This window comes from Microcoleus sp. K1-B1 (assembly GCF_036704705.1).
Classification (GTDB): domain Bacteria; phylum Cyanobacteriota; class Cyanobacteriia; order Cyanobacteriales; family Microcoleaceae; genus Microcoleus.
This window is the reverse complement of record NZ_JAUBSH010000019.1, coordinates 41,751-55,565: the sequence shown is the minus strand read 5'-3', so window position 1 is coordinate 55,565 and position 13,815 is coordinate 41,751. Positions and strand designations below refer to the sequence as shown.

General features: G+C 44.9%; 9 protein-coding genes and 1 CRISPR repeat array. Of the genes, 8 read left to right on the top strand and 1 reads right to left on the bottom strand.

Annotation, left to right across the window (positions count from 1 at the left end):
• The 8 genes from cas3 to QUA83_RS09790 all read left to right on the top strand — a co-directional run bounded on the left by cas3 (nt 1) and on the right by QUA83_RS09790 (nt 13,480).
• Nucleotides 1–2,298 (top strand): type I-D CRISPR-associated helicase Cas3', encoded by a 2,298-nt coding sequence (gene cas3, locus QUA83_RS09825; RefSeq protein ID WP_333292851.1) that lies wholly within the window; start codon nt 1–3, stop codon nt 2,296–2,298.
• Between the two features lie 29 nt (nt 2,299–2,327).
• Nucleotides 2,328–3,164: a CRISPR-associated endoribonuclease Cas6 gene (gene cas6 / locus QUA83_RS09820; protein WP_333292850.1), complete on the top strand. Its 837-nt coding sequence runs from the start codon at nt 2,328–2,330 to the stop codon at nt 3,162–3,164.
• A 351-nt stretch (nt 3,165–3,515) separates the two neighbouring features.
• Nucleotides 3,516–4,109 carry a CRISPR-associated protein Cas4 gene (cas4, locus tag QUA83_RS09815; protein WP_333292848.1) on the top strand — a complete coding sequence of 198 codons (594 nt, stop codon included), beginning with the start codon at nt 3,516–3,518 and terminating at the stop codon, nt 4,107–4,109.
• 22 nt (nt 4,110–4,131) lie between these two features.
• Nucleotides 4,132–5,136: a type I-D CRISPR-associated endonuclease Cas1d gene (cas1d, locus tag QUA83_RS09810; protein ID WP_333292846.1), complete on the top strand. Its 1,005-nt coding sequence runs from the start codon at nt 4,132–4,134 to the stop codon at nt 5,134–5,136.
• A 15-nt stretch (nt 5,137–5,151) separates the two neighbouring features.
• On the top strand, nt 5,152–5,424 hold the full coding sequence (gene cas2, locus QUA83_RS09805; protein ID WP_333292844.1) for a CRISPR-associated endonuclease Cas2: 273 nt from the start codon (nt 5,152–5,154) through the stop codon (nt 5,422–5,424).
• Nucleotides 5,425–5,678: 254 nt separating this feature from the next.
• Nucleotides 5,679–10,479: a CRISPR direct-repeat array (repeat unit 37 nt; unit sequence GCCGAAAACAACCTAAAACCCTATCAGGGATTGAAAC).
• A gap of 74 nt (nt 10,480–10,553) precedes the next feature.
• A complete protein-coding gene (locus QUA83_RS30550) occupies nt 10,554–10,718 on the top strand; it encodes a transposase (RefSeq protein ID WP_445301767.1) in 165 nt (54 codons plus the stop codon).
• A gap of 115 nt (nt 10,719–10,833) precedes the next feature.
• A complete protein-coding gene (locus QUA83_RS09795; protein WP_333292842.1) occupies nt 10,834–11,952 on the top strand; it encodes an alkene reductase in 1,119 nt (372 codons plus the stop codon).
• A gap of 520 nt (nt 11,953–12,472) precedes the next feature.
• Nucleotides 12,473–13,480, top strand: coding sequence for a protochlorophyllide reductase (locus QUA83_RS09790; protein WP_333292840.1), 1,008 nt, complete (start codon nt 12,473–12,475; stop codon nt 13,478–13,480).
• Between the two features lie 7 nt (nt 13,481–13,487).
• Here the strand turns inward: QUA83_RS09790 and QUA83_RS09785 are convergent, their stop codons facing one another.
• Nucleotides 13,488–13,802 (bottom strand): hypothetical protein, encoded by a 315-nt coding sequence (locus tag QUA83_RS09785; protein WP_333292839.1) that lies wholly within the window; start codon nt 13,800–13,802, stop codon nt 13,488–13,490.
• Nucleotides 13,803–13,815 lie beyond the last annotated feature (13 nt).

Here is a 13,815-nt window from a genome sequence, read left to right as displayed (position 1 = left end):
ATGGCTGATGAAAAGTTAGTTATTAAGCTAGAACCTCGAAGTATTTCAGCTTGTGCATCACTGCCGCCTGAGTTGGCTTTTATGCAGAATGCACTCCAGCCACTCCAGCATCAAGTTGATGTATTTGAACAGTCTCGGAATGCCGATATTGTTCTCAACTCGTCGCCAACTGGCACTGGAAAAACGGAAGCTAGTTGTACAGTATTACTGCACAATCCAACTCAAAGTGCCGTCTATATCGCGCCAACTAATGCGTTAGTAGAACAACAGCGCGAAGCTTTAGAAAAGTTTGTCCGCGCCGCAGGTTTGCGTCACGTTGTGAAATCTGCTTCTGCTAAAGAAGTGAGGGAATGGCCTAATGATGTTAGCAACCGCCCTGGTGAGAAGCTGTACAATGTACTGCGGAATCCGGCTACAGTTTTCTCGGATGTCGGCGCTAATCGACCAATTATTTTGGTGACAAATCCTGATATTTTCTACTACGCGACTTTCTTTGCTTACAACAAGAACGATCGCACAAACATCGCCAGTGCTTTTTATCAAAAGTTTGGTACTGTCATTTTTGATGAATTTCATCTATATGACGCCAAACAGCTAGTTAGTTTGTTGTTTTATCTGGCTTATTCTTACGTTTTCGGCTTTTTTGAATGCGGGCGCGGGCGGCGAGTGGTTTTGCTGACAGCAACACCGGAACCAGCTTGTGAGTTAGCATTGAAAAATTTAGAGTTCAAGGGTGTCAGAATAGCCTGGATTAATGAAGAAACAAGCAATTCTCATATTTTACCGTCGCAAACAGCAGTTAATCTTGAATTGCGATCGCAACCTGAAAGAGACGAGTGGTTGCTAGAATTAGCAGAGGAAGTGACTAAACGTTTTCAGGAGAATCCAGATCAAAATGGTGCTGTAATTTTGGATGCTCTTGTTAACATCAACGATCTATACCACTTGTTGAAACAAAGAGGACTTGATAATGTCATCGGTCGAATTACTGGCCCTGCACCTAAAGCAGACAGGAAACGGGCGATGCAATGCCCGATTATTCTAGCAACCAGCACTGTAGATGTCGGATTTAACTTTGAAAGAAATCCTGCACCGAGGCGGCAAAATCTAGATTGGTTGATTTTTTCCAGTCGCGATCGCTTCTCTTTTTGGCAGCGATTGGGACGAGTTGGACGGGTATTGGGCAAGACTGAAACTAATATTGATTCAGAGGCGATCGCTTATTTACCCGATACTGCTTGGGAACAAGGTTTATCCTCTCTCGACTGTTCGAGAGGACGCGCCGCACTCCAACAAATGCTTGACAGTATTCCCTGTCTTGACAAACCTTTTTTAGACGTTTATTGGCGTTCCGAAGCCTTCCTAGAAATTGCTCGTCCTCTGTTAGAACTCGAAGAAAAATTTGAGAATTTACCCGGTATCGAATTAATACTGCAACTTTTCAATACCCTGAAAGAAACACTTGGAGGAAATCGTGACTGGGACTATTACCGCCGCCGAATGCGAACCTTGCGCGGGGCGGAAGATATCGTCAAAGTCTCTGCGAAAAAACTCACTCTCAAAAGCCAGTGGAAATACATCAAAGGCGGTCAAGCTTTTGTCAAAAAGTTCTTAGAAGTTCACTATCCGTTTGAAGTTGAGGAACTAAAAGCAAAAAGAGCTAGCATAGAACAATTTGAAGAGTTGTTTCAAGAGGATGCTGATGCTGGGAAAGAATTAAAAGACTTTGCTGAGATTTGGAGCGCTAGCTATGCACCGCTGTTTCAATTCCGTTCCAGCTTGTTTGAAAGTCTCCCGATCCGCGACCCCCAAGGCTTATTGCTGGATGACTCCGAAGAAACAATTTTAGACCCTCTCCATCTTTTGCGTTATTACGAATTTGCTGAAGATGGCGAATTTGTGGTAGTAACAGCACGCGCTAAAGACACCTATCAATTAAATTTTCGATTGCGGTATCGGGACAGTTCGCAAGATTTTGTCAATAAAGAACTCAACAAGTTAACTGCTTTTCCGAATTGCCGGATCGAACGGCGGCTGGGAAGTGCGATCGTACCAACTCCTTTGCTGAAAGTGTTGGAAAAACATTTGCTACCGGGAGTAATAGTTTGCGGAGTCAAAAATGCTGCTGCTATTTTCCAACTCCGAAAGCAAGGAATTGTGTCCTATCCGATCGTCATTGCTTGTGACGATGCTGAAAAAGAGCATTACAGATTTTTACCCGGATTAGCAGGAATCTTAACTATGGCAATGAAAAGCAAGCAGCTACGTCTTCCAGATGACGAGCCTTTCATCATTTAGAAAATCTACACAACCAACCATTAACCAATATGCCGCACAGCCTAGTCCTCAACATCCTGCCCCTGAACCCAATTCCCCCCGGATACCTAACCGGAAGACACCTGCACGCCCTCTTCCTCACCCTCGTGAGCTCGGTTGACAAAAAACTCGGCGATTACCTCCACGAAGCCACCGCCCAAAAATCCTTCACCCTCAGCCCTTTGCAAACTAAAAAATGCCCTTTCAAAAAACACCATTTCCTGCAATGGGAACACACAGAACCGATTCCAGAACACACCCTTTGTTGGTGGCGGATTACTCTGCTTGATGACACTTTATTTGGCAAGTTAACTCAGCTTTGGCTGAACCTCAATCCGTCGAAGCCGTGGCATCTCGGACCCGCCGATTTGATGATTACTAAGATTCTCGGAACGCCCCAAGTAGATCAGCCTTGGGCTAATGCTTGCGATTACTCTCAATTGTACGATCGCGCTTCCGAAACTAATCGTTTAATTGCCTTCAGTTTTGCGACTCCTACTACCTTTCGACAGGGCAAATTCGATTCAGTGATTCCTACTAGAGACTGCGTTTTTAACAGTCTCCTCAGTCGCTGGAACAAGTACAGCCCGATCGCAATTCCCGATCTTTCCTTCGATGCACTTTTCTCGACATTTGTCAATATCCGCAGTGAAAAATTGACTAACTATCAAAGCGATTTTGTGGGCATGGTTGGAGAGGTTAGTTATCGGATTTTGGGAGATGTCGAGCCTTTGGTGATTAAGCAAGTTAATGCTTTGGCGGATTTTGCTCTTTACTGCGGGGTGGGGAGGAAAACTCCGATGGGGATGGGAATGACTCGAAGAATAGTTGTTAATAAGAGTTCTTGATAACTGAACGTAAAACCCATAGTCCGGCAAGGGTTGAAACCCCTGCCTCAAAGCTCAAGTCCTCTTAAGAGGACTGCAAGTATGAATGATTAAATTACTTCTTCAGTCACTTTCAACCTTTGCGCTTACTGTTACCGATAAGAGCAAAATCTCATCAATGATTAAATTACTTCTTCAGTCGGTTTCAACCGGTAAGTTCATGTTGGGGCTTAGACGCTCCCGTCAATGATTAAATTACTTCTTCAGTCGGTTTCAACCGACTTTAGCTATGAGACAGGGGTTTCAACCCCTGGCGGACTGGGGCATCACTAATTAATTCCAATTACCAATCTCCTACAAACCATCAAAAACATGAACGATTTAGATTACATTTCGATCGCAACTCTCAACCAATATTCCTATTGCGCTCACCGCTGCTGGCGAATGTCTTGCGCTGGAGAATTCACCGATAATCAGTATACCATTGAAGGCACGAGTTTGCACGATCGCGTTCACACGATGGGCGAGATTAACCGGGATGAAACTTGGCAGGTTCGGGCGATTTGGCTCAAATCTGAGCGCTACAAACTCATTGGTAAATCGGATTTGATTGAGTCGGCTGAGGGTGAGATTTATCCGGTGGAATATAAGCGGGGACGGAAGGGGGAATGGGATAATGATGAGTTGCAAGTTTGCGCCCAAGCGCTTTGTTTGGAGGAGATGACGGGGAAAACTATTGCGACTGGATATGTGTATTACGCGCAATCGCATCAGCGGCAATTAGTCGAGATTTCTGAGCAATTGAGACAGGAAGCGATCGCCACTATTGAAAAAGTCGCTGCTCTTTGGCGATCGGGAAATATCCCTTTACCAGTTTACACCGCTCGGTGTACGGGATGCAGTCTATTTCCCCAATGTCTGCCCCAAGCTGCGGCCAAAGTCAACCGCTATCAAGAAGCAAGTTAACCTGCAAATAGGAGAATTCACAATGGGAACAGTTTACATTACTCAAGAAGATGCTTTTATTGGCAAAGTGGATGAACGTCTGACGGTTAAAGCTGATAAAAAAAATCTGTTGGACGTGCCATTAATTAAGATTGATGGGGTTGTTGCATTGGGACGCGCTACAGTTTCGCCGGCTGTTGTTGTGGAACTGTTGGAACGTCACATTCCTTTGAGTTTTTTGACTTTAAACGGACGTTATTTGGGGAGGTTGGAACCGGAGATGACGAAAAATATCTTTGTGCGAAAAGCTCAGTGGCAAGCGGCTGGGGAATCGGAACAAGCGGTGCATTTAGTTAGGGGATTTGTACGGGGAAAACTCAAGAATTACCGCAATACTTTGTTAGAGTGTCAGCGCAAATATTCTCCCCAGGATTTTGAAAAGCCGATCGCCCAATTGAAACAAGTAATTGCGTCTATTGACAAAACTTCCAGTATTAATTCTCTGCGAGGATTAGAGGGGGCGGGTAGCGCGACTTATTTTGGCTGCTTCAATCAACTGATTCGGGTGCCGGAATTTAGCTTTGAAGTTCGCCGCCGCCGTCCGCCTACTGACCCGGTAAATTCTCTGTTAAGTTTGGGATATTCTCTGCTGCGGCACGATGTTCAAAGTGCGGTGAATATTGTGGGGTTTGATCCGTATTTAGGATATTTGCATTTTGAGCGCTATGGCCGTCCTTCTTTAGCGCTGGATTTGATGGAAGAATTTCGACCTTTGGTAGTTGATGCTGTGGTGTTGACGGCGATTAATTTGCAGAAAGTTTCGCCTAATGATTTTACGGCAGAACCGTTGAGCGGGGCGGTTTCTTTGACAAAAGAAGCGCTGCACAATTTTTTGCGAATTTACGAACAAAAGAAACAGTCAAAGTTCAAGCATCCTGTGATGGGAAAGTTGTGTACTTATCAAGAAGCTTTTGAAATTCAAGGGCGGTTGATGGCTAAGTATTTGATGGGTGAAGTTGATAAGTATCCACCTTTGATTTTGAGATAGGGAGGCAATTAAGTTATGTTTGTTTGGGTTTGCTACGATATATCTGAGGACAAGCGCCGCACTAAGATTCACAACATTCTCAAGTCTTATGGGGAATGGAAGCAGTATTCGGTGTTTCATTGCGAGGTGACGGATACTCAGTATGCCCGGATGCGCCAACGTCTGAGTAAGGTGATTAAGTCGGAAGAAGACAGCATCATGTTTCACTATTTGTGCGCTTGCTGTCAGGGGAAGATCGAGCGGATTGGGGGCCGGGCACCGCTGGATACTACGATTTTTATGGTGTGATTTTGCGTCTGGCTGTAGGTGTTGAACGGAGGGGGTGAATTTTAATGGCTGAGAGCTTTGCCAGGACTGGGTTTGCAGTGGTTTGTACCTCATGCGGGTCAGACGCAAATGCTGAAAGCTTTACTGGGAGAGAGTTTGAGGTCTATTGGAATTTTGCCCCCTTGACAGGGCGATCGCTGAAACGGTATATTTATTGCAGTCAGACGCAACTGAACCTTGAAAACCTTATATTTCAAGCCTCCCAGACCCCGGCGGCCGAAAACAACCTAAAACCCTATCAGGGATTGAAACTTGAACAAATGCAATAATCATCTCATTATCCTCCTAAGCCGAAAACAACCTAAAACCCTATCAGGGATTGAAACGGGATAGATTAAATCGGCGCCGAACTTTTCCAGTTGCCGAAAACAACCTAAAACCCTATCAGGGATTGAAACCGATATCGAGCCATAAGCAGGAATCTGGAAGAAAGCCGAAAACAACCTAAAACCCTATCAGGGATTGAAACAAAATAACATCTTTGATCTCGACAAAATCTCGCAGCCGAAAACAACCTAAAACCCTATCAGGGATTGAAACCACAACCGTGCCAAGACCCATATTTTTTAAAAAAAAGCCGAAAACAACCTAAAACCCTATCAGGGATTGAAACCTCGAAACTTTAAAGTACACAGTCAAGCCCGGGCCGAAAACAACCTAAAACCCTATCAGGGATTGAAACACCGCACACTAAGCGCATTCCTGTTCGCCCCTCACGCCGAAAACAACCTAAAACCCTATCAGGGATTGAAACCACCTTTTGCCTTTGGGGTCAAGAACATTGTCACGCGCCGAAAACAACCTAAAACCCTATCAGGGATTGAAACTTAAAAGTTGTTGAAGGTGGCACTTACAAAGTTTGCCGAAAACAACCTAAAACCCTATCAGGGATTGAAACATATAGTTCTGGGCCGATCGTGGTGAGATACCAGGCCGAAAACAACCTAAAACCCTATCAGGGATTGAAACGAATTTTGCTGGACTGACGAAACCAGCGGCAAGCATCACACAGCCGAAAACAACCTAAAACCCTATCAGGGATTGAAACGCAAAAATCCTCAAGGAAGGCCAAAAAATCTATTTAGGCCGAAAACAACCTAAAACCCTATCAGGGATTGAAACCCAGGCTTGTCGCCGGGGGAATAGGGACAACTGAGGAGCCGAAAACAACCTAAAACCCTATCAGGGATTGAAACTCAAACCTCTAAGACTTCTTCAGACTCTTATGCCGAAAACAACCTAAAACCCTATCAGGGATTGAAACAGAGAAACACGCGACTAAATGACCCATTGGTAGAGCCGAAAACAACCTAAAACCCTATCAGGGATTGAAACAAGAAACAGATTTACGACCAACAAGTTGCAGCACTGGCCGAAAACAACCTAAAACCCTATCAGGGATTGAAACATGTAGCGGATAGCTATCTATCTTCTTTTTATGGAGCCGAAAACAACCTAAAACCCTATCAGGGATTGAAACTTGTATCTTATTTGTCAACTCTTTTTTTTCTAAAGGCCGAAAACAACCTAAAACCCTATCAGGGATTGAAACATGCAACTTGGGTGATGAAAGAATCCAAGTCCAAGCCGAAAACAACCTAAAACCCTATCAGGGATTGAAACCTGGAATTGGGAACCCTTCATTATCTAGCCACCAATGCCGAAAACAACCTAAAACCCTATCAGGGATTGAAACTATTACCCTTATTGCGGACGGATGCAGCCTGATGTACAAGAGCCGAAAACAACCTAAAACCCTATCAGGGATTGAAACAAAATATTATTCCACACCCCATAAATAGAATTATTGCCGAAAACAACCTAAAACCCTATCAGGGATTGAAACCTCGATCGTATTTTGAGAAATTCTGAAATTGCTAAAGCCGAAAACAACCTAAAACCCTATCAGGGATTGAAACAAAATTTCACCATAGGCGCTTTCTGGCTCGTTTAAGGCCGAAAACAACCTAAAACCCTATCAGGGATTGAAACTTCTGTACTGTGATTCGGATTTTGAATTTTACGGGCCGAAAACAACCTAAAACCCTATCAGGGATTGAAACTTACCTTTATCTGTTACGGCAAGAAAATCTGCTGCCGAAAACAACCTAAAACCCTATCAGGGATTGAAACGTTTTTGTGCTGACGCACCGATCGCCCGTTGAGCCGAAAACAACCTAAAACCCTATCAGGGATTGAAACTTGATTTCGTCTGAGCCGACAGCGCGGCCCAGAAGCCGAAAACAACCTAAAACCCTATCAGGGATTGAAACTCGGCGTGAAAGTTTCATAGTTTAGGCTCCTATAGAAAGCCGAAAACAACCTAAAACCCTATCAGGGATTGAAACTCAGCCGTTACGGAAACCCAAGGCGCACAGGCTGGCCGAAAACAACCTAAAACCCTATCAGGGATTGAAACTTTAAATATCACCACAAATACAGATGGGGCAAGCCGAAAACAACCTAAAACCCTATCAGGGATTGAAACAAAAGCTGTCATATGTTTAGAATATATGTTGTACTGCCGAAAACAACCTAAAACCCTATCAGGGATTGAAACGTAGTCTGTTTTATTCCTGGTCTTGGCGCTATGCCGAAAACAACCTAAAACCCTATCAGGGATTGAAACTCTATACTATGGCATAAAGCCTTAAGGAATGCAAGCCGAAAACAACCTAAAACCCTATCAGGGATTGAAACTCCTGTCCGATCGCGAAGTGAAAAACCGGAGGCGCCGAAAACAACCTAAAACCCTATCAGGGATTGAAACTACTGCATATTCTAAACCCATCCATCTCTGTTGAGCCGAAAACAACCTAAAACCCTATCAGGGATTGAAACCAAAAGTTACCCCTTCTCCTTGAGAAATTCTATTGCCGAAAACAACCTAAAACCCTATCAGGGATTGAAACAATGCAGCCGCCGTGCGATCGAACCTGCCTTTGCTCGCCGAAAACAACCTAAAACCCTATCAGGGATTGAAACATTAAGAGCTTCATTTCGCTGCTGAGCGGCTTGATGCCGAAAACAACCTAAAACCCTATCAGGGATTGAAACAGCGCTTAACCCCTATTTCCCTTATCACTAGCCGAGCCGAAAACAACCTAAAACCCTATCAGGGATTGAAACAACCGTCAATAAATATCTTACCCAACACACCGCCGAAAACAACCTAAAACCCTATCAGGGATTGAAACAGAGTGCATTGAGCCAAGTAGACACCGCACTGATGAGCCGAAAACAACCTAAAACCCTATCAGGGATTGAAACCATTTAGCACAATCATTTAAATATTTTTGGATCTCGCCGAAAACAACCTAAAACCCTATCAGGGATTGAAACGCACTCACAGCAAAGAAAGCTCTCATAAGGCATTGCCGAAAACAACCTAAAACCCTATCAGGGATTGAAACGCCAAAATTCAGAGGAAGGTTCTATGTTCTATGCCAAAAGCCGAAAACAACCTAAAACCCTATCAGGGATTGAAACTTGTAACTGATAGAACTCTATAGGGTTCGACAGTCGCCGAAAACAACCTAAAACCCTATCAGGGATTGAAACCTGCGATCGCAAAGTCTCGGACTCGGCGCAGACTTGCCGAAAACAACCTAAAACCCTATCAGGGATTGAAACCCTTTGTGTGTTTATTGCCCAACTTGCGGGCAATCCCTGCCGAAAACAACCTAAAACCCTATCAGGGATTGAAACGATCTCACATCTACGATCGCCCTTCCATTGAATCAGGCCGAAAACAACCTAAAACCCTATCAGGGATTGAAACAATTGGCCTAGACCGCCACCATTAATCAAGCCAACATTGGCCGAAAACAACCTAAAACCCTATCAGGGATTGAAACCAATCACAATTGATTCACCGGAAGAAGTATCGATCGCACGCCGAAAACAACCTAAAACCCTATCAGGGATTGAAACGTGCCAAAATCTATTTACGACGGTGACACGCTGCGCCGAAAACAACCTAAAACCCTATCAGGGATTGAAACGAGTTTGCATTGCTTGTAAAATATTGTAACAAAAAGCCGAAAACAACCTAAAACCCTATCAGGGATTGAAACATCTACCCACCATTTGCATTCATCGAAATTTACTGCAGCCGAAAACAACCTAAAACCCTATCAGGGATTGAAACGGGAAGTGCGATCGCTCTCTGGCTAGCTCCCTTAGCCGAAAACAACCTAAAACCCTATCAGGGATTGAAACCTGAGACACATCTTTAGGAATCTGTAGGAATCATGCGCCGAAAACAACCTAAAACCCTATCAGGGATTGAAACGTCATCGTTGACATATTCGCTATCCCGACTTTCACAAAGCCGAAAACAACCTAAAACCCTATCAGGGATTGAAACAGGGTTCCGATATTGTGTTCTTGTGGTGAGTTGGGGCCGAAAACAACCTAAAACCCTATCAGGGATTGAAACAAATAACTGGTAGCTGTAACTGTAGAAGTACCCGCAGCCGAAAACAACCTAAAACCCTATCAGGGATTGAAACGAGATAATTCAGGAGTTGACAGAAAAATGGGTAACGCCGAAAACAACCTAAAACCCTATCAGGGATTGAAACGATTTTTAGGTAATTGCTTGGTTAGTTTGCTACAGCCGAAAACAACCTAAAACCCTATCAGGGATTGAAACCAATAGAGGCCAGCGCGATCGCCGTTCTCAGCCCGGCCGAAAACAACCTAAAACCCTATCAGGGATTGAAACTACAAAGTGGCGATCGCTGACGGAGATGGAACACGCCGAAAACAACCTAAAACCCTATCAGGGATTGAAACAAGGGCAGGGGATGGAAAAGCTTTCGAGTTTCCGGCCGAAAACAACCTAAAACCCTATCAGGGATTGAAACTAGAATATCGCCGCCGACTAGGAAACTCTTACACAGCCGAAAACAACCTAAAACCCTATCAGGGATTGAAACAGCCATTTGGTTTCTCCTTGACCCGTAAGAGCTTAGGCCGAAAACAACCTAAAACCCTATCAGGGATTGAAACCTCGCAGCTATCCATCTCCTTACTCATCTCTTGGGCTAGCAACAAGTTTACTTCCAACACTTGTTACAGCACAGGTGGTGGTCATGGATAATCTCACATTTGATAAAAGTGGTCGGATTCAGGAATTGATTCAAACAGCACGGTGTAGACTATTATATTTACCGCCATACTCTCCAGAGTTTAACAAAATTGAACAAAGAAGAGTCTTGGCTAAAAAGTCAAATTCGTACACAGCTTGATGAGTTTGATTGCTTACATTTTGGCTACCCTTGGATGTCTTGCGCCTGGGAGCATAACACCAGCCGTTGCTATATGTGATTTCCCAGATTCTTCAGTTGAGAAAACCTCAAAATTATGACCACTCAAACAACTTCTCCACTCCTACTCAGTCCCTTCACAATCGGAGATTTACCCTTAAAAAACCGGGTACTCATGGCACCCCTGACGAGAGCGAGAGCCGGTGAAGCGCGGATGCCCAACGCCTTGATGACAGAGTATTACACTCAGCGAGCCTCCGCTGGTTTAATCATTACAGAAGCCACAGTGGTTTCTACTCAAGCTAAGGGTTGGCTCAATACGCCCGGTATTTATTCAGACGAGCAACGCGAAGCTTGGAAACAAATTGTGACTGCGGTTCATGCCCACGAAACGCCGATTTTCATGCAGCTTTGGCACTGCGGACGAGCTTCCCACAGCAGTTTTCATGAAAACAATCAATTGCCAGTTGCAGCCTCTGCCATCAAAATAAACGGAGAAGGCATTCATACCCCTCTAGGCAAACAACCCTACGAAACCCCCCGTGCTCTAGAAACCGATGAAATCTCCCTCGTTGTAGAAGATTATCGCAAGGCGGCGGAACGGGCTAAAATGGCAGGTTTTGACGGTGTAGAAATTCACGCGGCCAACGGCTATCTTATTGACACTTTCCTGCAAACCAAAACCAATCACCGCACTGATTCCTATGGCGGCACAGTAGAAAACCGTTACCGTTTTCTTAAGGAAATTGTAGAAGCAATTATCACAGTATTTCCGGCCAACCGAGTAGGAGTTAGGCTGTCTCCCAACGGTGTTTTCAATGACATGGGTTCTCCAGAATATCGAGAAGATTTTCTGTATTTCGCTGAGCAGTTAAATGCCTATGATTTAGCTTACCTTCACTTGGTGGACGGTCTGGCATTTGGCTTTCACGAATTGGGAACGCCGATGATGATAGGAGAGTTTCGCGATGTATTTACAGGGCCACTCGTCGGCAACTGCGGATATACTCAAGAACAGGCTGAAACGGCCCTAAGCAGCAAAGTTACGGATTTAATAGCTTTTGGTCGGGATTTTATCAGCAATCCCGATTTGGTAGAGCGTTTTACTAATGGTTGGCCGCTCAATCCACCTGCTGAAATGGGCGTCTGGTATTCTTTTGGACCTGAAGGTTATATTGATTTCCCTACCTATCAGGAACCAGCAGCTATTTCTTAGTTGACTTGGGTGGGGCGGGTTTATCAATAATATCATTTCCGGTAACACCGGAATGATGTTGACTGTTGACGGTGAACTGTTCACGGCGTCAACAGTGAACCGTCAACAGTCAACAGTGAACTCGAATTTACTATTCCGATGCTAACAGATTTGATATAAATACCGAGTATGTGCATCATAGATAATGGTCAACCCGCCCCAAAATATGTATAGTTAATTTTTCAAAACAAGAGTAAGAGCTGGAGTTATATTTAATTTTCATCCCCCTTTGAAAGCGAGCATTTCCTATTTGTAAAAACACTTATTCTTGCTCCTTCCTTCAGCCTCCTGCCTCCTGCCTCCTGCCTCGCAGTCTCCTGCCTCCAATTTCTAGCTTGTCGGCAAAAGTGAGAGGCTCCCAGTTGAGATCGAGAACGTTTCCCCATATCCTAATAACCATAGGGTACTTCAAAACATCCAAGCTGCTAGCTCAGCGTTTGAGTGCCTGAAAAAAATCAATAGCGGAAGCGCTTTTAACAAGATGGCACAAAATCACAAATCCACGGTTATCATTACCGGCGCTTCCTCCGGCGTCGGTTTGTACGGCGCGAAAGCTCTCGCAGACAAAGGATGGCACGTAGTCATGGCCTGTCGGGACGTGCGGAAAGCCGGAGATGCCGCCCAAGAGTTGGGCATACCTGAAGGCAGTTTCTCCATCATGGAGATTGACTTGGGCGATTTGGAGAGCGTGCGCCGGTTTGCTCGCGCATTTAAGGCCAGCGGCAGGCCTCTGGACGCTTTGGTGTGTAACGCCGCCATTTATCTGCCTTTGATTAAGGAACCGCTGCGGAGCCCGGAGGGTTACGAGTTGACGATGACTACCAATCACCTGGGTCATTTCCTGCTGTGCAACCTGATGATGGAAAATATGAAGCCTTCCTATTATTCCGATGCGAGAATCGTGATTTTGGGAACTGTGACTCACAATCCAGACGAGTTGGGTGGGAAGATTCCGCCGCGCCCGGATTTGGGCAAGTTTGAGGGTTTTGAAGCGGGTTTCAAAGACCCGATTTCGATGGTTGATGGCAAGAAGTTTGAACCGGTCAAGGCTTACAAAGATAGCAAAGTTTGCAATGTGCTGACGATGCGGGAATTGCACCGCCGCTTTCACGAATCCACGGGGATTACTTTCACTTCGCTGTATCCGGGATGCGTCGCGGATACGCCACTTTTCCGCAATCACTATCCTCTATTTCAGAAGCTGTTCCCGCTGTTTCAGAAGAATATCACCGGGGGTTACGTGTCGCAGGAGTTGGCGGGGGAAAGGCTGGCGATGGTGGTTGCTGATCCAGAATACAAGCAATCTGGGGCTTATTGGAGTTGGGGAAATCGCCAGAAAAAAGATGGCAAGTCTTTTGTACAGAAGGTTTCTCCGCAGGCCCGCGATGATGAAAAAGGCGAGCGGATGTGGGAGTTGAGTGCTAAGTTGGTGGGATTGACTGACGGGGCTCAAATGGGTGCTGCGGCTGGTGCGGGCCGCTCTGCATAATTCAAATTTACCAATCCCCTTTATCAGGCTTGGCGGTTGAAACGGCGTCTACGCACAGGATGTGGGTAGACGCTGACTCAATAATAAAGGGGGTATTAAAGTCGGATTTGGGATGATGCACCAAAATCAAAGAAACCGGGTTTTTTAGAGACTCTGAGGGTTGTAACTCATATCTTGCACTATTCTTAAGAACAGGCAAGATGCCTGTTCCACAATAAAATTTATCTCTTGTGGAACAGGCGTAACTCACATCTTTCACCATTCTTAAGAACAGGCAAGATGCCTGTTCCACAATAAAATTTATCTCTTGTGGAACAGGCATCTTGCCTGTTCAT

Coding starts and splice junctions, on each gene's coding strand:
- cas6 (WP_333292850.1), top strand. CDS start 2,328: ATGCCGCACAGCCTAGTCCTCAACATCCTGCCCCTGAACCCAATTCCC.
- QUA83_RS09795 (WP_333292842.1), top strand. CDS start 10,834: ATGACCACTCAAACAACTTCTCCACTCCTACTCAGTCCCTTCACAATC.
- cas3 (WP_333292851.1), top strand. CDS start 1: ATGGCTGATGAAAAGTTAGTTATTAAGCTAGAACCTCGAAGTATTTCA.
- QUA83_RS09785 (WP_333292839.1), bottom strand. CDS start 13,802: ATGCCTGTTCCACAAGAGATAAATTTTATTGTGGAACAGGCATCTTGC.
- cas4 (WP_333292848.1), top strand. CDS start 3,516: ATGAACGATTTAGATTACATTTCGATCGCAACTCTCAACCAATATTCC.
- cas2 (WP_333292844.1), top strand. CDS start 5,152: ATGTTTGTTTGGGTTTGCTACGATATATCTGAGGACAAGCGCCGCACT.
- cas1d (WP_333292846.1), top strand. CDS start 4,132: ATGGGAACAGTTTACATTACTCAAGAAGATGCTTTTATTGGCAAAGTG.
- QUA83_RS09790 (WP_333292840.1), top strand. CDS start 12,473: ATGGCACAAAATCACAAATCCACGGTTATCATTACCGGCGCTTCCTCC.